17 protein-coding genes are annotated in these 20,543 nt (G+C 64.5%); 7 read left to right on the top strand and 10 right to left on the bottom strand.

The genetic code is table 11. The features are described 5' to 3' along the window. Positions 1–3: 3 nt before the first annotated feature. From ACQR1F_RS27580 to ACQR1F_RS27565, 4 genes are all read right to left on the bottom strand, one after another. Entirely contained in the window at positions 4–429 is a 426-nt protein-coding gene (locus ACQR1F_RS27580) for a globin family protein (protein WP_316239042.1), read from the bottom strand. A gap of 77 nt (positions 430–506) precedes the next feature. Next, positions 507–2,225 carry an ABC transporter ATP-binding protein gene (locus tag ACQR1F_RS27575; protein WP_316239041.1) on the bottom strand — a complete coding sequence of 573 codons (1,719 nt, stop codon included), beginning with the start codon at positions 2,223–2,225 and terminating at the stop codon, positions 507–509. 10 nt (positions 2,226–2,235) lie between these two features. Further along, on the bottom strand, positions 2,236–3,324 hold the full coding sequence (locus ACQR1F_RS27570; protein WP_316239040.1) for an ABC transporter permease: 1,089 nt from the start codon (positions 3,322–3,324) through the stop codon (positions 2,236–2,238). Positions 3,325–3,392: 68 nt separating this feature from the next. Further along, on the bottom strand, positions 3,393–4,766 hold the full coding sequence (locus ACQR1F_RS27565; protein ID WP_316239050.1) for a CmpA/NrtA family ABC transporter substrate-binding protein: 1,374 nt from the start codon (positions 4,764–4,766) through the stop codon (positions 3,393–3,395). A gap of 727 nt (positions 4,767–5,493) precedes the next feature. On the opposite strand from ACQR1F_RS27565, the gene ACQR1F_RS27560 reads away from it, so the two are divergent. Beyond that, positions 5,494–6,327 carry a formate/nitrite transporter family protein gene (locus tag ACQR1F_RS27560; RefSeq protein WP_316239039.1) on the top strand — a complete coding sequence of 278 codons (834 nt, stop codon included), beginning with the start codon at positions 5,494–5,496 and terminating at the stop codon, positions 6,325–6,327. 66 nt (positions 6,328–6,393) lie between these two features. Then, the gene (locus ACQR1F_RS27555; protein WP_316239038.1) at positions 6,394–8,124 is read left to right on the top strand and encodes a bifunctional protein-serine/threonine kinase/phosphatase; all 1,731 of its coding nucleotides are present in this window, start codon (positions 6,394–6,396) and stop codon (positions 8,122–8,124) included. 24 nt (positions 8,125–8,148) lie between these two features. On the opposite strand, the gene ACQR1F_RS27550 is transcribed toward ACQR1F_RS27555, so the two are convergent. After that, entirely contained in the window at positions 8,149–9,063 is a 915-nt protein-coding gene (locus ACQR1F_RS27550) for an intradiol ring-cleavage dioxygenase (RefSeq protein WP_316239037.1), read from the bottom strand. 148 nt (positions 9,064–9,211) lie between these two features. On the opposite strand from ACQR1F_RS27550, the gene ACQR1F_RS27545 reads away from it, so the two are divergent. Continuing rightward, on the top strand, positions 9,212–10,486 hold the full coding sequence (locus tag ACQR1F_RS27545) for a serine hydrolase domain-containing protein (protein WP_316239036.1): 1,275 nt from the start codon (positions 9,212–9,214) through the stop codon (positions 10,484–10,486). A 244-nt stretch (positions 10,487–10,730) separates the two neighbouring features. Beyond that, positions 10,731–12,248, top strand: coding sequence for an HWE histidine kinase domain-containing protein (locus ACQR1F_RS27540; RefSeq protein WP_434914197.1), 1,518 nt, complete (start codon positions 10,731–10,733; stop codon positions 12,246–12,248). Between the two features lie 6 nt (positions 12,249–12,254). On the opposite strand, the gene ACQR1F_RS27535 is transcribed toward ACQR1F_RS27540, so the two are convergent. Both ACQR1F_RS27535 and ACQR1F_RS27530 read right to left on the bottom strand, forming a co-directional pair. After that, complete coding sequence (locus tag ACQR1F_RS27535) at positions 12,255–12,989, bottom strand: cytochrome c biogenesis CcdA family protein (protein ID WP_315802516.1); 735 nt, start codon at positions 12,987–12,989, stop codon at positions 12,255–12,257. Positions 12,990–13,291: 302 nt separating this feature from the next. Continuing rightward, the gene (locus ACQR1F_RS27530; protein ID WP_315802553.1) at positions 13,292–13,537 is read right to left on the bottom strand and encodes a hypothetical protein; all 246 of its coding nucleotides are present in this window, start codon (positions 13,535–13,537) and stop codon (positions 13,292–13,294) included. Between the two features lie 512 nt (positions 13,538–14,049). Here ACQR1F_RS27530 and ACQR1F_RS27525 point away from each other — a divergent pair. The 3 genes from ACQR1F_RS27525 (at position 14,050) to ACQR1F_RS27515 (ending at position 16,934) form a co-directional block, all read left to right on the top strand. After that, positions 14,050–15,270 (top strand): LysR family transcriptional regulator, encoded by a 1,221-nt coding sequence (locus ACQR1F_RS27525; RefSeq protein ID WP_315802515.1) that lies wholly within the window; start codon positions 14,050–14,052, stop codon positions 15,268–15,270. A 7-nt stretch (positions 15,271–15,277) separates the two neighbouring features. Beyond that, positions 15,278–15,673 carry a helix-turn-helix domain-containing protein gene (locus tag ACQR1F_RS27520; RefSeq protein WP_015668220.1) on the top strand — a complete coding sequence of 132 codons (396 nt, stop codon included), beginning with the start codon at positions 15,278–15,280 and terminating at the stop codon, positions 15,671–15,673. A gap of 439 nt (positions 15,674–16,112) precedes the next feature. Beyond that, positions 16,113–16,934: an enoyl-CoA hydratase gene (locus ACQR1F_RS27515; protein WP_434914196.1), complete on the top strand. Its 822-nt coding sequence runs from the start codon at positions 16,113–16,115 to the stop codon at positions 16,932–16,934. On the opposite strand, the gene ACQR1F_RS27510 is transcribed toward ACQR1F_RS27515, so the two are convergent. The 3 genes from ACQR1F_RS27510 to ACQR1F_RS27500 form a co-directional block, all read right to left on the bottom strand. Beyond that, positions 16,931–18,010 carry an isocitrate/isopropylmalate dehydrogenase family protein gene (locus ACQR1F_RS27510; RefSeq protein WP_316218375.1) on the bottom strand — a complete coding sequence of 360 codons (1,080 nt, stop codon included), beginning with the start codon at positions 18,008–18,010 and terminating at the stop codon, positions 16,931–16,933. The genes ACQR1F_RS27515 and ACQR1F_RS27510 overlap by 4 nt on opposite strands. Positions 18,011–18,150: 140 nt before the next feature. Beyond that, positions 18,151–19,218, bottom strand: a complete 1,068-nt coding sequence (locus ACQR1F_RS27505; RefSeq protein ID WP_434873673.1) for an alcohol dehydrogenase — start codon at positions 19,216–19,218, stop codon at positions 18,151–18,153. Positions 19,219–19,440: 222 nt separating this feature from the next. Beyond that, complete coding sequence (locus ACQR1F_RS27500; RefSeq protein WP_434914205.1) at positions 19,441–20,517, bottom strand: CaiB/BaiF CoA transferase family protein; 1,077 nt, start codon at positions 20,515–20,517, stop codon at positions 19,441–19,443. Between the last annotated feature and the right edge of the window lie 26 nt (positions 20,518–20,543).

The raw sequence follows: 20,543 nt of genomic DNA, 5'->3' as shown, positions 1-20,543 counted from the left end.
CGCCTACTCCGCCGCCTGCGCCTTGCCATAGGCTTCCGCGATCATGTAGCCGGACAGCGTGCCATAGGCCGCGGTCCAGGCGGCGGCGACCTCGGGCGTCCAGCCGTCGCCGAGTCCCTTCTCCAGCGTCCACAGCAGCGCGGCGCCGACCACCGGATAGTGCTCCGGCCTGGCGCCGTAATCGACGTGGCGCTTGGCGAGCGCGCTTGCCGCCGGCAGGATCGCAGGCAGGTTGGTCAATCCATTCACCACGACCGCCAAGGTCGCCATCAGCTTCTTGCGCTGCTCGGTGAGGTCGTCCGGAAACATCGCACGCACCTGCGGCGCGACCTCGAACAGGCGATCGTAGAAGATGGTCGCGGCCTGATCGGAGATCGGCGCGACCTTGGCAAAACTGTCCTGAACCAATGCGATCTGAGACGGCGTCATGGGAAATCCTTCGATGCAGCTATCGGGCCTCGTTGGTCGTCTGAAGGCGGACGGCGGTTCGATCCGGCGTCCGGCAGTCATGCAGCCTGGGTGCCTGAATGCGACGGGACCGCGGGGCCCGGCTCAGGTTTCGAACCGTGTTCATAGGCCTCGAGGAAATCGAGCACCTCGCGCCGGTAGCGGTAATAGTCCGGATGCTCCAGCAAGGCCTTGCGCGTGCGCGGTCGCGGAATGTCGACCTGGAGAATGTGACCTATGCGGGCGTTGGGACCGTTGGTCATCATCACCACGCGATCGGCCAGCAGAATTGCTTCATCGACGTCGTGGGTCACGCACAGAGCCGTCACCTGCGTGCGCTGCCAGACTTCCATCAGGACCTCTTGGAGGTCCCAACGGGTGAGACTGTCGAGCATTCCGAACGGCTCGTCGAGCAACAGCAGCTTCGGAGACAAAGCGAAGGCGCGCGCGATGCCGACGCGCTGTCGCATGCCGTTGGACATCGACGCAGCCGGCGTGTCGAGCGAGTCGCCGAGGCCGACGCGCTCGAGGTAGTAGTCGACGACGTCGTTGCGCTCCTTGGGCGTCGCATGCGGATAGACCCTGTCGACGCCGAGCGCCACGTTCTCACGCGCGGTCAACCACGGAAACAGCGACGGCGACTGAAAGACGACGGCTCGGTCGGGACCGGCCGACGAGACTTCGCGACCATCCAGAATGATGCCGCCGAGCGTGACATCGTTGAGCCCGGCGGTCATCGAGAGCACGGTCGACTTGCCGCATCCCGAATGACCGATCACGGAGATGAATTCTCCCTTGCGCACCTTCAGGTCGAAATTGTCGACCACGGTGAGCGGACCGCTCGGGGTCGGATAGACCTTCGACAGCTGTGAGTATTCCAGGTAGCGGTCGGACTGGTAGGGCGCCGAGCTGATCGCGCGCTGGTAGGCCGGGGGCGGCTTCTCCATCTGGGTGATCGGCACCACATTGGGCAGAGAGCGGCCAGCGGCCTTGTCCGGCGTCCGGCCGGCGGCCGCGTCCATGAGATAACTCGTCACCGCTTGCCTCAGTTGCTTGAAGCGCACGTCCTCGTTAATCGAAGAGCGCTGGCGCGGACGCGGAATGTCGACCTTGAAATTCTGTCCGAGCGTGGACTTCGGCCCCGGCAGCAACGGAATGATGCGGTCGGCAAGCAGAATGGCCTCGTCGACATCATTGGTGATCAGCACGACGGTGCGCTTGTCACGCGACCAGATCTCGACGATCTCGTCCTGAAGTCGCGCCCGGGTCAGCGCATCGAGCGCAGACAGCGGCTCGTCGAGGAGCAGAATTTCCGGTCCGGTGGCGAGCGCGCGGGCGACGGCTACCCGCTGCCGCATGCCCCCTGACAGCTCGGACGGCAGGCGCTGCGCCGCATGCGACAGCCCGACCATTGCGATATACCGGTCAACCCTTGCCGACCGCGCCGCCCTGGTCTCTCCGGCGAACACCTGATCGACGGCGAGCGCGACGTTGCCGCGCACCGTGAGCCATGGCATCAGCGAGTAGGACTGGAATACGACGCCGCGGTCGGGCCCTGGCCCGGAGATCGGCTTGCCTTTGAGTGCGATCTCGCCGGCATCGGGCTGAACCAGCCCCGCAATCGCCGAGATCAGCGTCGATTTTCCGCTGCCGGAAAATCCGACGATGGCAACGAACTCGCCCTCCTCGACCTCGAGATCGAGATTGGACAACACGTCGACCTTGCGATCGCCGCTGCCGTAGCTCTTGCTGACGCCCTTCAACGACAGGAATGACATGACGGCCACCTCAGCGCTGACTCGAGAAGGTGAAGGCGGATTGCAGCGCGTACATCACCCGATCGAGCAGGAAGCCGATGATACCGATGGTCAGCACCGCCACGATGATCCGCGCCAGCGACTGTGACGAGCCGTTCTGGAATTCATCCCATACGAACTTTCCGAGACCCGGGTTCTGCGCCAGCATTTCGGCGGCGATCAGGACCATCCAGCCCACCCCCAGCGAAAGACGCAACCCGGTGAAGATCAGCGGCAGCGAGCTCGGCAGCACCAGTTTCGTGATCGTGCGATGGGTCGGGAGCTGGAGCACACGGCCGACGTTCAGCAGGTCCTTGTCGATGGACGCGACCCCGAGCGCCGTATTGATCAGCGTCGGCCACAGCGAGCAGAGCGTCACGGTGATGGCCGAGATCAACAGCGACTTCGGCAGGTATTCGGTCGGATTGGTGTAGAGAGCGGATACGACCATCGTCACGATCGGTAGCCAGGCCAGCGGGGACACCGGCTTGAATATCTGGATCAGTGGATTGAGCGCACCGTTCACGGTCTTCGAAAGTCCGCAAAAGATGCCGAGCGGAACCGCGATCACCGTAGCGACGACGAAGCCGACGGCAACAGTCAGCAGACTGGTGAGGATCTGATCGAAATAGGTCGGGTTTCCGGCGTAGCTTCGCTGCTTGACCTCATCAGCCCGTCCGTCCGCGATCAGCTTGGCATTGCGTGCCTCCTGCCGTTCGTAGAAGGCGGCCTGCTTGGCGCGTTCGGCCACATGATCGGCGTAGAGATTCTTGGCCTGACCCCAGACTTCGGCTGGCCCCGGAATGGCGCCGAGCGACGTCTTCACGTGGGGCGCGACCCAACCCCACGCAGCAAGGAAGAGGCCGATGCCGAGCAACGGAACGAGCAGCGTCTGCCGGAGCTCCTTCAATTGCGGCTTGATACTGTCGCCGGCCGCCATCCGCGCCAATGGAGCGAGCCAGCCTAGACCGACGATATTCAGATAGCTCGCGGCGGCGTTGATCCGCGCGAAAATTCGCTCCTTGCGCGCGCGCTGCTCCGCGGCGGCGTCGACATCGACGTAATCTCCGACAATAGCCATTGCTCATCTTTCAGAATGCGAGACAGGGACCGGGTGTGGACCGCCAGGACTTGTGGCCCTGCCACCGTTCATCCGCCGATGATCTTGTTGCCTTCGATCTTCTGCTTGCCCTTCAGCCCCACCTTGAGACTGTCGATATAGGCGTTCGGCTGGCGACCATCGTAGGTCACGCCATCGATGAATTCGGCAGTCGGCGCGCGGAAGCCGTCGGTCTGCCAGGGAAAATCCTCCTTCTTCGCCTTGCCGTCCGCGACGAGTTGCTGGGCGGCCGCAAGATAGATGTCGGGCCGATAAACGCTCTTGGCCGTCGCGTGGTACCAGGCATCGTCCTTGGCCTCCGCGATCTGTCCCCAGCGCCGCATCTGGGTGAGATACCAGACGGCGTCGGAGTAATAGGGATAGGTCGCAAAGTAGCGGAAGAAGACGTTGAAATCCGGAATCTGCCGCTTGTCGCCTTTCTCGTACTCGAATGTGCCGGTCATCGAGTTCGCGATCACCGCCTTGTCGGCGCCGACATATTCAGGCTTGGAGAGCATCTCGACGGCTTTGGCGCGGTTGGCGTTGTTGTTCTCGTCCAGCCACATCGCGGCACGGATCAAGGCCTTGGTGAGCGCGAGCGTCGTATTGGGATTCTTCTCGGCGAACGCCGCCGTGATGCCGAACACCTTCTCGGGATTGTCCTTCCAGATCTCGTAGTCCGTGATCACCGGCACGCCGATGCCCTTGAAGACGGCGGCCTGATTCCACGGCTCACCGACGCAATAGCCGTTGATGGTGCCGGCTTCGAGCGTGGCGGGCATCTGCGGCGGCGGCGTGACCGACAGCAGGGCTTCGGCGGCGATGGTGCCGCTCGTATCATCGGCGGAATAATATCCAGGATTAATGCCGCCGGAGGCGAGCCAGTAGCGAAGCTCGTAGTTGTGGGTCGAGACCGGGAACACCATGCCCATCTTGAAGGCCTTGCCGGAAGCCTTGAGCTTCTCGATGGCCGGACGCAGCGTCTCCGCCTTGATGGGATGCACCGGCTTGCCGCTCGCATCCTTCGCCACCTGTGGCTTCATCAGCTCCCAGATCTCGTTGGAGACCGTGATGGCGTTGCCGTTGAGATCCATCGAGAACGGCGTGATGATATGGGCCTTGGTCCCGAAGCCGATCGTCGCCGCGAGCGGCTGGCCGGCAAGCATGTGCGCGCCATCGAGCTCGCCGGTGATGACCCGATCGAGCAGCACCTTCCAATTGGCCTGTGCCTCCAGCGTGACAATCAGCCCCTCGTCCTCGAAATAGCCGTTCTCCTTGGCGACCGCGAGCGGGGCCATGTCGGTGAGCTTGATGAATCCGAACTTGAGCTCGTCCTTTTCAAGCTTGGCCGCACGCGCACGGCTGGAAGTGAGCGCCAGCGCGGCGGCAGTGCCTGCCGCAAGAAACGCACGACGATCCAGCATGGCGCCGCGCTTGGAAGCGAACGCCTGTTCCGGATCAGGACGTCGGGTGAGGTCGGATGAATTCGGCATGAAAGGATGATCCTTTGCGTCTCCGTGACGCCTTGCCGGCCTGCGGACGCAAGCCGACTCCCGGAGAAGGCTCCGGTGAGCTGTCACGCTGCTGATGAATGAGTTTTCGGGAGACGGCGTCGATGGCGTCAAGAGTACTTATTCAATCTTTGTGCCAAGCGCGTTCTGAGCCGGAGCGCAGCAATTTCAGCGGGTTAGGAACAAGCCGTCCGCGCCTGCCTTCGCCAGAAACGCACGTATCTTTTGCGATTCGCTTGCTATATGTGCAATGCACACCGAATGAGCACATGCGATACGGCCGTAAGCAGCCGCCGTCTCAACGCCCGGCACATTCGCTCATGGTCGCGCCGCGCAATCGGCTAAGGCGTTGGATAAATTGACGAACCGGCATTGTGGCCAGAATTGGCACGTGGCTTGCTAACAACTCATTAGTCAACGATGACTGCGGTTCGACGGATTGTTGAGGCTGTTAGCGCCTGACATTCGGGACGGATCTCAATGAACTGCTCCGATCCCAGCAGTCGTCGTGATGCGCCCGCAATTCAGCCTTGCACCGACATTCGACGCCGCTCGCTTCATGTGGTGCCCACCGGGAAACGCGTTCCCAGCGGGCAACGCGAAACCGGCAGTTGTTAAGCACAATCAGAAGGAAGCCTGAATGTCGTATCTCGCGCCCTCGGAATTCGTCACCAAGATGGTGGATGCAGGGGAGTCCAAGATCTTCATGTCGACACGGGATACGGTCATCCGCGCCTATATGGCCGGCGCCATTCTCGCGCTCGCGGCGTGGTTCGCCGTGACAATCAATGTGAACACCGGCCAGCCGATCATCGGCGCGCTGCTGTTTCCCGTCGGCTTCTCGATGCTCTATCTGCTGGGCTTCGACCTTCTGACCGGCGTGTTCGTGCTGTCGCCGCTGGCCTTGATCGACAAGCGTCCGGGCGTGACCATCGCAGGCGTGCTGCGCAACTGGGGACTCGTCTTCATCGGCAATTTCGCCGGCGCGCTGACGGTGGCCTTCATGATGGCGTTCGTGACGACCTTCGGCTTCACGCAGGAGCCGGATAAGGTCGGCGCCGTCATCGGCAATATCGGTGAAGGCCGGACGCTCGGCTACGCGGCGCATGGCGCGGCCGGCATGGCGACGCTGTTCATCCGCGGCATGCTGTGCAACTGGATGGTCTCCACCGGCGTGGTCGGCGCGATGATCTCGACCACCGTGCCAGGCAAGGTGCTGGCGATGTGGATGCCGATCCTGGTCTTCTTCTACATGGTGTTCGAGCATTCGGTGGTGAACATGTTCCTGTTCCCGTCGGGGCTGATGCTCCATGCGAAGTTCTCGATCATGGACTATCTGATCTGGAACGAGATCCCGACCGTGCTCGGCAATCTCGTCGGCGGCCTCTCCTTTACCGGCCTCACGCTCTATGCCACCCATATCAGGACGCAGCCGAAGCGCGATGCCAAGGTCTCCGTTCGCGCAGCCGCCTGATTTCATTTTCCCTTGGGAGCCCGCCCGCGCTAAGGTCGGGCTCCCTCGCCTTCGCCCCACAGCCAAATGCCATTGCGGATCACAATCGGAGCGCATTCCGACAAAGGGCAGAAGCCGGGCAACCAGGACTTCCACGGCGCCCTGATCCCCGATGAGCCTGCGCTCAGCCTGAAAGGCATCGCGGTCGCCATCGCCGATGGCATCAGCAGCAGCGAGGTCAGCCACATCGCGAGCGAGTCCGCGGTCAAGAGCTTCCTAACCGATTATTACTGCACGCCGGATGCCTGGTCGGTGAAGACGTCGGCGCGACGCGTGATCACGGCCGCCAACTCCTGGCTTCATGCCCAGACCAGAGCCAGCCAATACGCCTATGACCGCGACAAAGGTTACGTCTGCACGCTCAGCGCGATCGTGATCAAGGCGGCCACCGCGCATCTCTTCCATGTCGGCGACTGCCGCATCTCACGCCTCGCCGGCCATTCGCTCGAGCAGCTCACCGACGATCATCGCGTCATGATCTCGTCGCAGCAGAGCTATCTGGGGCGCGCGCTCGGGGTCAACCCTCAGGTCGAAATCGACTATCAGGCTGTCAGGATCGAGCGCGGCGACATCTTCGTGCTCGCGACCGACGGCGTTCACGAGCATGTCGGCAAGCGTTTTGTCGCCAACGTGTTGAAAGAGAATTCCCACGACCTCGACCAGGCGGCCCGCATCATCGTCGCCGAGGCGCTGGCGCAGGGCAGCGCGGACAATCTCACGATCCAGATCGTGCGGATCGACGAGCTCGGTGTCGGCGACGCCGCCGAGATTCCGGTCCAGGCCGAGCAGCTGCCGCCGGCGCCGCTGCTGGACGCGCGGATGATCTTCGAGGGCTACCGGATCTTGCGCGAGATCCATTCCAGCAGCCGCAGCCACATCTATCTGGCGGTCGACGTCGAGACGGAGCTCCCCGTCGCCATCAAGGTGCCTTCGATCGACCTGCGCGGCGACCCGGCCTATTTGAAGCGCTTCCTGATGGAAGAGTGGATCGCGCGACGGATCGACAATCCGCACGTGCTGAAGGCCTTCCCATCGACGCGCCGCCGCGATCATCTCTACGTCGTCACCGAATTCGTCGAAGGCCAGACCCTGGCGCAATGGATGATCGACCATCCGAAAGCCGATCTCGATACTGTCAGAGACATCATCGAGCAGATCGCCAACGGACTGCAGGCGCTGCATCGCAAGGAAATGCTGCACCAGGATCTGCGGCCTGCAAACATCATGATCGACCGGACCCGGACGGCGAAGATCATCGATTTCGGATCGGTGCGCGTCAGCGGCGTGGTCGAGGCCGACCCGGCCGCCGACCACGACAGCATCCTCGGCACCCAGCAATATACGGCGCCGGAATATTTTCTCGGCGAGGGCGGCTCCGAATGGTCCGATCAGTTCTCGCTCGGCGTGATCGCCTACCAGATGCTGACAGGCCGGCTGCCCTATGGCGCGCAGATGGCGCGCGCGAGAACCCCGGCACAGTTTCGCAAGGTGCGCTATCAGCCGGCCTCGGGCGATGACCAAACCGTCCCGCTCTGGATCGACGGGGCACTTCGCCGCGCCGTCCATCCGGTCGCTGCCAAACGTTACGAGAGCCTCTCGGAATTCGTCTTCGACCTTCGGCACCCCAATCCGGCCTATGTCGGCGGCGACCGGACGCCGCTGATCGAGCGCAATCCGCTGCTGTTCTGGAAGGCAACGACGGCGCTGCTCGCGATCGCAGTCGTCATCCTGCTCGCGGTTCGCCACGGCGGCTGGTAGGCGAGCCCGGCGCTCGCGCCCCGATCAAGCGGGTTCAGGCGCGATCGCGCCGAGCGGACGCGGCGCCACGCCCGCTCCCGGCTTCATGCGGAAATCATAGGTCATCAAGTGCCATGGCCCGACGGCCAGCTTGCCATCCGGCATCACGGCGTCGGTGCTCCGTTGCACCTGGGCGATGAGGTCGTCCTTGACGCCAAAGACGACGTCACTGTCAAGATATTCGTCGCCGCCGACGAAGACATGGGTGATCAGCGGCTCGTAGCCCTTGGCGTCCACCAGGAAATGCACATGGGCCGGGCGCATCGGATGACGCTTCGTCTCGAGGATCATCCGTCCCACCGGACCGTCGGTCGGGATCGGATAGCTGCAGGGCAGGATGGTGCGGAAGAAGAAGCGACCATCCGCATCCGTGATGAAGCGCGCCCGCGACGACGGACCATCGCTTTCATAGGACGGCCGCTGCGAATCGTAGAAGCCCTCGTCGTCGGCATGCCAGACATCGACCGTGGCGCCCGCCAGCGGGGCACCCGACAGATCGGTCACGCGTCCCTGCACGAACATCTTCTCGCCCTTGAGATCCGCCGAGATGTCGGTGCCGTGGGCCGTCACCTTGTGCTCGCCGACGTAGAACGGACCGAGCACGGTCGTCTCCGTCGCCCCTGCCCGGTCGCGATGATTGATGGCGTCGACCAGCATCGACACGCCGAGCACGTCGGACAGCAGGATGAACTCCTGCCGGCTCGCGGTGCAGGTCTGGCCGGTGCGGGTCAGAAAGTCGATGGCGGCGGCCCACTCGTCGAAAGTGAGCTCCGTCCGGCGCACATAATCGTGCAGCGACTTCACCAATTCCTGCAGCAGGAATTTCGCGCGCGGATCGGGTGTGCGCTCGAAGCTCGCGACGACGGCCTCCGTGAGCTCGACCTCGTTGAATTGTGTCATTGCCAATTCCTCCCGGCGCAAAGGGTACACGACGCATCCCCGGCCCGCCATTGGACGCGGCGCGTTTTTCGGCTATCACCCGAAACAAACGGGATGCGCGGCCGATCCTCGCGCAGGCCGCCGGAAACCGATCATAGCGGAGACGCCGATGCTCGCCCCCACTCCCGCCTCGCCCGAAACCGTCGGCATGTCGCAAGCCGCGCTCGACCGCATCGATGCCCACCTGAAACGGCGCTATGTCGAGGCAGGCCGTTTTCCTGGCACGCAGTTGATGGTCTATCGCCGCGGCAAGGTCGTGCACACGAGCTCGCTCGGCTTTGCCGATGTCGAGCGCAAGGTCCCGGTCAGGGACGACACGATCTACCGCATCTATTCGATGACCAAGCCGATCACCTCGGTCGCCTTCATGATGCTGGTCGAGGAAGGCAAGGTCGCGCTCGACGAGCCCGTCGCCAAATACATTCCGGAGTGGAAGAATCTCGGCGTGTTCGTCGCCGGCACGGCACCGGCCTTCGTCAGCCGGCCCCCGGCGCGGCCGATGCTGATCGTCGACCTGCTGCGCCACACCTCGGGCCTCACTTATGGCTTCCAGCAGCGCTCGAACGTCGATGCCGCCTATCGCGACGCCAAGATCGGCGCGGTCGAAAAGGCCGGCACCCTGCAGTCGATGATCGATGACCTCGCGCGGATTCCGCTCGAGTTCTCGCCGGGCGAGGCCTGGAACTACTCGGTGTCCACCGACGTGGTCGGCTATCTCGTCGGCAAGATCGCCGACCAGCCGTTCGAGCAATTCCTGAAACAGCGCATCTTCGATCGGCTCGGCATGAGCGACACCGACTTCCACGTTCCCGCGGCGAAGGCGCACCGCCTTGCGGCGTGCTACTCGGCCGACGCCGGCGGCGCCTTGTCGTTTCACGCCGCCGATCGCAAGGGCGGCCTGACCTTGCAGGACGACCCGGCGACCAGCACCTTCCTCAACCCGCCCGACTTCATCTCCGGCGGCGGCGGCCTGTGCTCGACCACGGCCGACTATCTGACGTTCTGCCGCGCATTGCTCAATGGCGGCGAGCTCGGCGGCGTCAGGCTGCTCGGGCCGAAGACGCTGAAGCTGATGACCTCGAACCATCTGCCCGGCGGCGTCGACCTGCCGGCGCTGTCGCGCTCGATGTTCGCGGAAGCGGCCTATAACGGCATCGGCTTCGGTCTCGGCTTCTCGGTGACGATGGACCCGGCCAAGACGCTGATCCCCGGCAGCGCCGGCGAATATGCCTGGGGCGGCGCGGCCTCCACCGCGTTCTGGATCGACCCGGCCGAAGAGCTGATCACGATCTTCATGACCCAGGTGCTGCCCTCGAGCGCCTACCCGATCCGCCGCGAGCTGCGCACGATGGTGTACGCGGCCATCACCGAGAGCAACGTTTAGGAGAGGCGCTGTGGCGGCAAAGCCGCTCAGGGAACCGACGATCCCCGCGCATTGCGCTTGGCGCGCTTGCACCGCTCTCCTATGCTGACAACGATGTGAACGGCTGCAACCGCCGGGACCTTGCGGACGCAGCCGCTCCAGCCTGATATGCGCTCGCTGCATACATTCGCCTGCGCCCGACGCATCTCCCCAGCCGACGTCAGTCCCAACGGCAATCAGCAGCGCCAGCTCAAACGGGGCATCCGTGCCAAAACTCTCCCTGCCGATCCGGCTTGCTCTTCTGGTCGCAGGGACCACGCTGCCGCTCATCCTGTTCGCAGGCGGGATCGTCTTGCACAACTACATGCAGGACCGCAGCGACGCCCGCCAGCGCGTGCTGGAGACGGTGCGCAGCATCCGCCTGACGCTCGATGCCGAAATGCAGCGCATGACCGGCGGCGTCCAGGTGCTGGCGCTGACCGATGCGCTGACCACCGGCGATTTCGAACGCTTCCGGCCGATCGCGATGGGCTTCCTCGAGCAGTACGGCAAGAACGGCACGATCGTGGTCGCCGACCGCGAGGGACGCCAATTGTTCTCGTCGGCGACGCCGGATACGGCTCACCTGCCGCCGCGCAACAACCGCGAGATCACCCGCCGCGTGTTCGAGACCAGGCAGCCGCAATATTCCGACCTGTTCTACGGCGTCGTGAAGAAGAGCCTGATCGTCACCGTCGAGGTTCCCGTCTTTCGCGACGGCGAGGTCGTCTATGACATCTCGTTCAGCCCGCCGATCGAGATGTTCCAGACCATCCTGGAAAAGCAGCGGCCGAACCCGGACTGGACCCTGTCGCTGCTCGACCGCCAGGCGACCGTCTTTGCACGCGTGCCGAATCCGACGAAGACGATCGGCAAGCAGGCCTCGCCCTCGGTCTTCGATCGCATGCGCAGCGAGCAGGAGGCGACGCTGTCGAGCGTATCGCTCGAGGGTGTGCCGCTGCTGTCGAGCTTCACCCATTCCACCCTGACCGGATGGACCATCGGCGCCGGCATCGCCGAGGATTCGCTGGTGGCGCCGCTGTGGCGCAACCTCGCCGTTGCCAGCCTGCTCGGCGGCATCATGCTGGCGATCGGCCTGGCCTTCGCGGTGCGGATGGCGACGACGATCGCGCGCGCAGAGATGCTGCACGATCTGCTGATCGAGGAGCTCAATCACCGGGTCAAGAACACGCTGGCGATCCTGCAGGCGATCGCGGTGCAGACCTTCCGCAGCGCCAGCCGCCATGAGCGCGAGAAGTTCGAGGGCCGGCTCGGCGCGCTCGCCGAGGCGCATAATCTGCTCAGCAAGGAGAAATGGCAGGGCTCCGAGCTGCAGGACGTGATCGAGCGCGTGCTCAAGCCCTATCGCCTCAACACGCCCGACCGCATCAGGATCTCCGGCCCGAAGGTGGCGCTGTCGCCGCGGCTCGCGGTCGTGCTGTCGATGATCGTGCACGAGATCGCAACCAACGCCGCCAAATATGGCGCGCTCTCGAACGACACCGGCACGGTCGATCTGTCCTGGGAGCTGACGAGCGCGGCCGACGCCGCGAAGAAGCTGCCGGCACGGCTGCGGCTGGTGTGGCAGGAGACCGGCGGCCCGGTGGTCTCGGCGCCGATCCAGCGCGGCTTCGGCTCCCGCCTGATCGAGCGCAGCGCGCGCGATCAGCTCGGCGGCGAGGCCACGGTCGACTTCCTGCCGCCGGGTGTGGTCTACACCATCACCTGCAAGCTCGACGATTGAGCCGCGTCAGCCGAACCTCTGCAGCGCCGGGAACGTCTCGAGCAGCCAGATGCTGAAGGTCGAGACCGCGCCGGTAAGAAAGCCGATGCCGGTGGCGATCATCAGCACGCCCATCGCGCGCTCGATGTTCACGAGATGGCCACGCATGCGCATGAACAGCGCCGAGAACTGCTCGATCATGAACGCCGCGACCAGGAACGGAATGCCGAGGCCGGCGGAATAGACGGCAAGGAGCCCGGCGCCCTTGGCGACCGTCGTCTCCGCGGCTGCGATCGAGAGGATTGCAGCCAGGATCGGCCCGATGCACGGGGTCCAGCCGAAGGCGAAGGCGAGCCCCATGACATAGGCGCCCCACAGGCCGACCGGCTTGGGGATCGGCAGCCGCCCTTCGCGCATCAGGAACGCGATCCGGGTCAGGCCGAGGAAGTGCAGGCCCATCACGATGATGACGATGCCGGCGAGAATGGACAACTGCTCCGACCAGGCCCGGATCAGGCCGCCGATCAGCGAGGCGCTCGCCCCCAGCATGACGAACACGGTGGAGAAGCCCAGCACGAACAGTGCGGCCGAGATCATCACCGCGCGGCGCGACGCGGCCGGAGGCTCCTCGCTCTCGATGTGCTCGATCGTGGCGCCGGTGAGATAGACCAGATACGGAGGAACCAGCGGCAGCACGCAGGGCGAAAGAAAACTGACCAGGCCAGCAATGAACGCGGCCGGAATCGATACGTTCTGGATCATGCGAGTCCCGCGATACGCCCCTCCAGGCGCAAGCCGGGGCACGACGCTTCTTGCCGCCGATACGGGGAATACGCAACAGACGTGCCGAAGTTACGGCGCTCAACGATGATCACCGCCTGCAGGCCTTCGCGAGGATTGAGCCCGACGTCCCCGGATCGGAGCCTCGTCGGCAAAGTCCCGCCCGGATGCGGCACGTCCACCCGTTCCAACCGGCTCGTCCGCGAGCCGCTGCGCGCATCACCGCGGGATCACGACATATCACAAATGCGCTAAATGCACCTTTGTGCACACATCGAACTGTGCTATTTCACCACTCGAAGCAAAGGCTGCCTGCGCTGACCCGGCTGCAGCTTCGGATCGCGCAGCTTGTCGGGATTGTCAGCTTGAACCATCTCATCGCAGAGCGATCTCAGATCGTCCTCGCTCAGACGGTTCAGCTTCATACGCAGGTCGAGGATGGCAACCGAGACCAAATGTGCCGATTCGCGATTGCCCGTCGCCGCGAGCGTGGCGCGGCACTGCTCCAGGGATGCAAGCACTGCAAGCATTTGTTCGTCTGAATTGGCCACAGGCGTCGTTTCCGTTCTAGCGTGCGACGAGATGGAGCCGAGCAACTCCCGACTCGCGGATGGCTTCCAAATACGTCATGTCGTTGCTCCCCTGCGCTTTGCCCATGCGGCTCATCCGAGCCGCGCGCCCACCCCCTGGGACGGCACGACGACGTCCTGGCATGGCGCATGGTGAAGACACATCACCGCTCCCCGGCATTCGATGAGTTAGCGCCACGATCCGTTCATCAAGATAGCATGACAACGGACCATCTTCGAATACCATTTCATTGCAGTCGAGGCAAAAACCGTCGATCTTAGGTTCGACTCGCGCTAAGCGTGTCTCTGTCCTACATGATGTGTCAGACCGCGCGTCTGCTGGCGGTAAGACCATGCTGCAGAGAACTGAACGTGGCAGACTCATCGACCCTCGATCGCTCAACCAAATCATGGCACGAACGTGCCCTGCCCGTAATTTATCGGAATCACTCTAGCAGGCGGAGAGAGCTTGTATGCGCGTTGCGGCGGAACGGGGCGTTCCTCAGAAGGAACGCCAGGACCTAGCCGAGACCCCTGCGACGCTGGCGCCAGGGGAGCACGGCGACTCGTCTGCTGCGGCAGGATCGAGCATTGAACTGAGCCGAGAGAGTGGCGGCGCCAAGGGCGCAACGGCGAGCAAGCCGGCAAAAACTGCGACGGGCCGGGCCGCCCCGGCCAAGTCGACCGTGAGCAAATCGGCGCTGGCAAGCCTCACCGACTGGGATGCAGCGCGGATCTTCCTCGAGGTTGTCAGGGCCGGCAGCTTCCGCTCCGCGGCAGAGCGGCTGACGCTCTCGATCAATGCCGTACGGCGACGCATCGATGATTTCGAGCGGCAGATCGGCGCGACGCTGTTCACACGCGACGTCCACGGCGCTCGGCTGACCGACGAAGGCGCACTGGTGGTCTCTGCCGTCGAACGCATGGAGGCCGCGTCATTCGAGCTGCTGCGCGCGGGCGATGGTCTCGCCGGCGCTGCGTCGGGCGAGGTCCGGGTCGCGGTGACCGAGGGGCTCGGCACGTTCTGGCTGGCGCCGCGGCTGGTCGAATTTCAGCAGAGCTTTCCCAACGTCATGGTCGACCTCTATTGCGCGATGCGCTCGGCCGACGTGTCACGCCACGAGGCCGACGTGGCCATCCATCTCTCCCGGCCGGCGGCGCTCGACGTCAAGCTGGTCCGGCTCGGCCGCATGCACCTGATGTGCTTTGCGAGCGAGAAATATTTGGAGATATTTGGCATCCCAAAGACGATTGACGATCTCGTCAAACATCGCTTGGTTCTGCAGGTGGCGGACGAAGCCGCCGCCAACGCCGCCTTCGCCACCATCTTTCCCGGTTTCGAGCAGCGGGACCTGATCGCGATGACCACCAATGTCTCGAGCGCCAATTACTGGGCCGTGGCGCACGGCGCCGGCATCGGGGTCTTCCCAACCTATGCGAGTGCCCTGGGCGGGAAGATCATACCACTTGAGGTTGACCTCAAGTGGTCCTACGACATCTGGCTGTCCTACCATGCCACCACCGGACGCATCCCTAGGGTGCGTCACATGATCGACTGGCTGGTCGAGGCCTTTAACCCTGGCAAATACCCGTGGTTTAAAGACGAATTCATTCATCCACAGCAACTTAAAACAGTATATATGGGTGAACCCCTGACCCATCTATTCGGGGGCTTTCCGATGGAAGGACGGTAAAATCAGTATGAACAAATCAGCGGCAAAGAAAATGAAGCAGCGCAGTGCGGGCAAGCCCGACATCGAGCTCGGCAAGCGGATTCGCCTCCGGCGTGTAGAGCAGAAGATCTCGCAGGCTGAACTCGGCGAGAAGCTCGGCGTGAGCTTCCAGCAGGTCCAGAAGTACGAGAAGGGCGTCAACCGGGTCGGCGCTGCGCGTCTGCAGCAGATCGCCACCGCGCTCGACGTGCCCGTGACGTTCTTCTACGACGGCGACAGCAAGGCGCGCGAGGTCGAGAGCCTCCTGTTCCTGGACTCAGCCTTCAGCCTGCGGTTGCTGCGCGCCTACAGCAAGATCAAGGACCAGACCGTACAACGTCAGCTGGTATCCTTGATGGAATCGATCGCAGCGAACGAAGAATAGGCAAGGCTGTCTGATCCGTCAGACAGATCTGCCCGTGATGGATATGGACCATCTTCGCTCGAGGGCGCAACTTGGGGGCGCCAGGCTTTGCCAGCTCGGGCGAGTTCACTGCCTCGGCTCGAGGCCGAGTGATCGGCGCGGCCGGCACACCGGCCCTTCTCGTCCGCCCAGCGATCGCTGCGCGGTCTGAGGCTCCGTCGCCCTTGTATTCTCGTGCTCTCTGCCGTCATAGGAAGTGGCGGCATGGCGGCGTTTCGGTCCCGTCGGCCGACGCTGATCATGAACGCTGCGCGTCCTCTCCTGGGCCACCCGTGCACAGGTCGAGAGCATCGGCTCCGACGTCCTCTTGCCTGCCCATCGTGGCCTGAACTCACATTGACGCCGTCACCGGCGCGGTGAACGATGCCGGCCGCCTTGCCCTCCCTGCCGACGGACCCTCATGCCGACCATCTCCGAGCTCCCCACCACCTTCGCCGAGGGCAAGATCCTCATGACCAGAGCGAGCGACGGCGTCGGCATCATCACCTTCAACAACCCGGATAAGCGCAATGCGATGTCGCTGGAGATGTGGGAGGGGCTCGGCCAGGCCCTGGTCGCGCTGCGCGACGATGACGCGATCCGGGTCGTGGTGCTGACCGGCGCCGGCGGCAAGGCCTTCGCGTCCGGTGCCGACATCAGCCAGTTCGAGCAGAGCCGCCACAACGCCGCGGCCTCGGAGGCCTATGCCGAGCGCAGCGCCGCCCAGCGGGCGCTGCTCGCCGGCTACCCTAAGCCGACGATCGCCTGCGTCAGCGGCTTCTGCCTCGGCGGCGGCCTGCAGATCGCGATGCTGACCGACATGCGCTTTGCCGCCGCGGACAGCCAGTTCGGCATCCCCGCCGCCAGGCTCGGCATCGCCTATGGCTATGACGGCCTGCGCAACCTGGTGTCACTGGTCGGCCCGTCGCAGGCGCGGCTGCTGCTCTATACGGGCCTGCGGATCGATGCCGCGGAGGCGCTGCGCATCGGCCTCATCGATCGGATGATCCCCAACGACGAGCTGCTGCCGGCGACGCTGGAGATCGCCCGCACCATCGCCGGCAATGCGCCGCTGGCGGTCAAGGCCGCCAAGATCACCATCGCCGAAGTGCTGAAGGACGAAAGCCGGCGCGACATGGAAGCCATCAAGCGGATCGGCGACGCCTGCATGGATTCAGAGGATTTCCGCGAGGGCCGCCGCGCCTTCATGGAGAAGCGCAAGCCGGCCTTCAAGGGACGCTAGAGCGCCTCCAGCACCGCCTTGGTCACGTCGATCGTGCCGGCCTTGCCGCCGAACTCGAACGGCTTGAGGCCGGAGGCATAGACCCGGTCGACGGCCAGCTCGATCCGCTGCGCCGCTTCGGCTGCGCCCTCGATGCCATGCGTGTCCGCCAGCCAGTCCAGCATCATCGCGGCCGAGAGGATCATCGCGGTCGGATTGGCCTTGCCCTGCCCCATGATGTCGGGCGCGGTGCCGTGGCAGGGCTGGAACACGGCGTGGCGGTCGCCGATGTCGGCCGACGGCGCCATGCCCATGCCGCCGACGAGACCGGCGGCGAGATCGGACAGGATGTCGCCGAACATGTTCTCGGTGACCAGGACGTCGAAATCCCACGGGCGCTTCACCAGCATGAGCGCGCAGGCATCGATGTAGAGGCGATCCGTCTTCACGTCCGGATGAAGTTGAGCGACCTCGTCGAAGATCTTACGAAAGTAGGCGAAGGCCTTGAAGACGTTGGCCTTGTCGACGCAGGCCAAAGTTCCCGAGCGGCCGCGCGCGCGGCGCCGGGCGGCGAGCTTGAAGGAGAAGTTGAACAGCCGCTCGGATGTCTTGCGGGTAATGACGAGGGTCTCGCGCGCCTCCTCATGTGTCACCACACCTTTGCCCATCGAGGCGAACAGGCCTTCGGTGGACTCGCGGATGACGACGAAGTCGATCCCGTGCTCGGCGGCACCAACGATCGGACTCGGCACGCCCGGGATCAGCCGCGCCGGCCGCACGCCAGCATAGAGGTCGAAATGGAAGCGCAGCTCGATCTGCGGCGCGATCTCGGTGTTGTCGGGATAGCGCACCGAGGGCAGCCCGCAGGCGCCGAGCAGGATCGCGTCCGCCTCTTCGCACAGCCGGATCGTGCTGTCGGCGATCGAGACGCCGGTTGCGAGATAGTTGTTGGCGCCGGCCTGGGCCTCGGTGAAGCGGAACGACAGGCCGGCCTTGGCCTCGACCTTGCGCAGCACCTCGAGCGCGGGCGCCATGACTTCAGGACCGATGCCGTCGCCGGGGAGGACTGCGATGTGGAGTGAATTGGTCGAGGGCATGGGCGACGCTTTCGAGGACGACATCAATGAGCCGTCATGCCCGGGCTTGACCCGGGCATCCACGACTTTCTAACGCCGCGGCGCCAAAGACGTGGATGGCCGGGTCAAGCCCGGCCATGACGAGCGGACGGAGTTGCGATTTACGGCGTCAGCACCGCACGGCCGACCAGCTGACCCTTTTGCAGATCGTGCAAGGCATCGTTGGCCTTGGACAACGGCATCGGCGTCACCGGGATCGGGGCGATGTGCTTGGCGCGGACGAGATCGAGCAGCTCCTTGGTCTCGCGGAGATTGCCGACATAGCTGCCCTGGATGGTGACCGCCTTGATCGGAATGAGTGGCAGCGCCCACGGCGCGCCGCCGCCGAACAGGCCGACGATGACGAGCTTGCCGCCCTTGGTCAGGCAATCGAAGCCGAGCTGCGCGGTGGCGGCATTGCCGACCAGGTCGATGACGGCGCGGATCGGCTCGCCTGCGGCCTTGTTCAGTTGCTCCAGCGCATCCGGCGCCTTGCCGTCGACCGCCGCCAGCGCCCCGGCCGCCAGCGCCGCCTCGCGCTTGCGCGCGTCGATGTCGACCACGATCGCGCCCTTGCCGCCCATGGCCTTCAACAGCGACAGCGCCATCAGCCCGAGGCCGCCGGCGCCGAAGATCACGATCGGCGTGTCGAAGTCCTTCTCGACCTTCTTGAGCGCGCTGTAGGTCGTGACGCCCGAGCAGGCGTAGGGCGCGGTCGTCACCGGATCGAGGCCCTTGAGGTCGATCAGATGGCGCGGATGCGGCACCGTCATGTGGTCCGCATAGCCGCCGTCGCAATAGACGCCGAGCGAGGCCGGCTTCAGGCACATGTTCTCGTCACCGGCGAGACAGGTGGCGCACTTGCCGCAGCCGATCCAGGGATAGACCAGCACGACGTCGCCGGTCTTCAGCCCGCCCTTCTCCGCCTCGGTGATATCAGGCCCGAACGCCACGATCTCGCCGGCGCTCTCATGGCCCATGGTCCGCGGCAGCGACACGCCGCGATCCTTGAGGGACAGCGGCTTGCGGCCGTGCCCGAGGTCGTAGCCGCCCTCCCAGATGTGCAGGTCGCTGTGGCAGACGCCGGCTGCCTTCACCTTGATCAGCACCTGCTTGCCGAACGGCTGCGGCGTCGGCTCGTCGACCTCGGTCAGCGGCGCATTGAAATCGGTGACCTTGAAGCTCTTCATGCTTTCACTCCCGTCGTCCGGCGCGGCCAGGACCGGACGGCGCATCGACGGGACGAGCGGCGCGGCTGCGCGCGGCAACGGCGCCTTTCGACCTCCTCCCGGCATGAGCGCGTCCGGCTGGTCCGGACTGTTCTTGCGATGTCGCGACATTGGCTGGAAACGCGTGGAGCGGCAAGGCTGCGCGCAGCATGTGCGGTCATGGCAGCCCTGCAGCGTTTTGCCTCAGCGAGCTGAAGGTTTTGCAGCGTCGCTGAAGCCAGCCTCGCGCAGGATGTCCTCGGTGTGCTCTCCGAGGCTCGCGGCCCGGGGGCCGGCCGCAACTTTCGCCTCCGACATCCGAAACGGCAGGTTGACGACCTTGAAGTTGCCGGCTGCATCCTCCACATCGGCCAGCGCGCCGCGATGCGCGATCTGCGGATCAGCCAGCGCATCGGCCACGCTGCGGTAGGCCGAGCTGGGTACGCCGCCCGCGTTCAAGGCCTCCAGGCATTGGGCGACGTCGAGCCGGCGCGACCAGGCCTCGACGCCATCCATCAGCGCCCCCCAGTTTGCCCGCCGGTCGGAATATTTTGCGAATCTGGGATCATCGACCCAGTCCGGATGGCCGATCACGGTCATCAGGTTCTGGAAGGTCTTCTCGCTGGCGATGGCGATCATCACATAGCCGTCGCGACACTCCGCCGGGCCGAAGGTCGGCCGCGACGGCTGCGCGACGGGAAATTGCGACCATTGGATCTCGTTGAGCGTCAAGCTCAGCATCGATTCCAGCATCGAGCAGTCGATGTGCTGGCCGCGCCCGCTGCGCTCGCGCTGATACAGAGCGGAGGCGATGGCGCCGAACGCGTAGGTCCCGGTGACGACGTCGGCATGATAGATGCCGCAATAATCGGGCCGGCTGCGCCCCGGCTGGTAGGCGAGATGCGCCATGTCGTAGCCCGAAGCCGCATGGATCACCGGGGCATAGGCCGGGAGTTCCGCCGATGGGCCGGTCTGGCCGTAACCCGAGATCGAGCAGTAGATCAGCCGCGGGTTCAGCGCGCTCAAGGCCGCGTAGTCGAGCCCGAGCCGCTGCATCACGCCCGGGCGGAAGTTCTCGACCAGGATATCGGCCTCGGCGACCAGCCGACACACCGCGGCGACACCGTCGCGCGACTTGAGATCGAGCACCACGCTCTTCTTGCCGACGTTGAGCTGACCGAAAGCGGTAGAGCAGCCATGACGCATCGGAGGCCGGGTGCGCATGGTTTCACCTTCGACTGACTCGATCTTGATCACCTCCGCTCCCATATCGGCAAGCATGCGGGCACAGTGCGGGCCGGCGATGG

Source organism: Bradyrhizobium sp. HKCCYLS3013 (genome assembly GCF_051167615.1).
GTDB lineage: Bacteria > Pseudomonadota > Alphaproteobacteria > Rhizobiales > Xanthobacteraceae > Bradyrhizobium.
The sequence above is the reverse complement of the archived record's forward strand: the minus strand, read 5'-3'. Positions and strand labels throughout refer to the sequence as shown.

Bases quoted from the DNA above. Each gene is read 5' to 3' on its own strand.
- ACQR1F_RS27555 (WP_316239038.1), top strand. From the start codon at position 6,394: ATGCCATTGCGGATCACAATCGGAGCGCATTCCGACAAAGGGCAGAAG.
- ACQR1F_RS27545 (WP_316239036.1), top strand. From the start codon at position 9,212: ATGCTCGCCCCCACTCCCGCCTCGCCCGAAACCGTCGGCATGTCGCAA.
- ACQR1F_RS27505 (WP_434873673.1), bottom strand. From the start codon at position 19,218: ATGAAGAGCTTCAAGGTCACCGATTTCAATGCGCCGCTGACCGAGGTC.
- ACQR1F_RS27500 (WP_434914205.1), bottom strand. From the start codon at position 20,517: ATGCTTGCCGATATGGGAGCGGAGGTGATCAAGATCGAGTCAGTCGAA.
- ACQR1F_RS27515 (WP_434914196.1), top strand. From the start codon at position 16,113: ATGCCGACCATCTCCGAGCTCCCCACCACCTTCGCCGAGGGCAAGATC.
- ACQR1F_RS27510 (WP_316218375.1), bottom strand. From the start codon at position 18,010: ATGCCCTCGACCAATTCACTCCACATCGCAGTCCTCCCCGGCGACGGC.
- ACQR1F_RS27580 (WP_316239042.1), bottom strand. From the start codon at position 429: ATGACGCCGTCTCAGATCGCATTGGTTCAGGACAGTTTTGCCAAGGTC.
- ACQR1F_RS27525 (WP_315802515.1), top strand. From the start codon at position 14,050: ATGCGCGTTGCGGCGGAACGGGGCGTTCCTCAGAAGGAACGCCAGGAC.
- ACQR1F_RS27560 (WP_316239039.1), top strand. From the start codon at position 5,494: ATGTCGTATCTCGCGCCCTCGGAATTCGTCACCAAGATGGTGGATGCA.
- ACQR1F_RS27575 (WP_316239041.1), bottom strand. From the start codon at position 2,225: ATGTCATTCCTGTCGTTGAAGGGCGTCAGCAAGAGCTACGGCAGCGGC.
- ACQR1F_RS27565 (WP_316239050.1), bottom strand. From the start codon at position 4,766: ATGCTGGATCGTCGTGCGTTTCTTGCGGCAGGCACTGCCGCCGCGCTG.
- ACQR1F_RS27550 (WP_316239037.1), bottom strand. From the start codon at position 9,063: ATGACACAATTCAACGAGGTCGAGCTCACGGAGGCCGTCGTCGCGAGC.
- ACQR1F_RS27570 (WP_316239040.1), bottom strand. From the start codon at position 3,324: ATGGCTATTGTCGGAGATTACGTCGATGTCGACGCCGCCGCGGAGCAG.
- ACQR1F_RS27520 (WP_015668220.1), top strand. From the start codon at position 15,278: ATGAACAAATCAGCGGCAAAGAAAATGAAGCAGCGCAGTGCGGGCAAG.
- ACQR1F_RS27530 (WP_315802553.1), bottom strand. From the start codon at position 13,537: ATGCTTGCAGTGCTTGCATCCCTGGAGCAGTGCCGCGCCACGCTCGCG.
- ACQR1F_RS27535 (WP_315802516.1), bottom strand. From the start codon at position 12,989: ATGATCCAGAACGTATCGATTCCGGCCGCGTTCATTGCTGGCCTGGTC.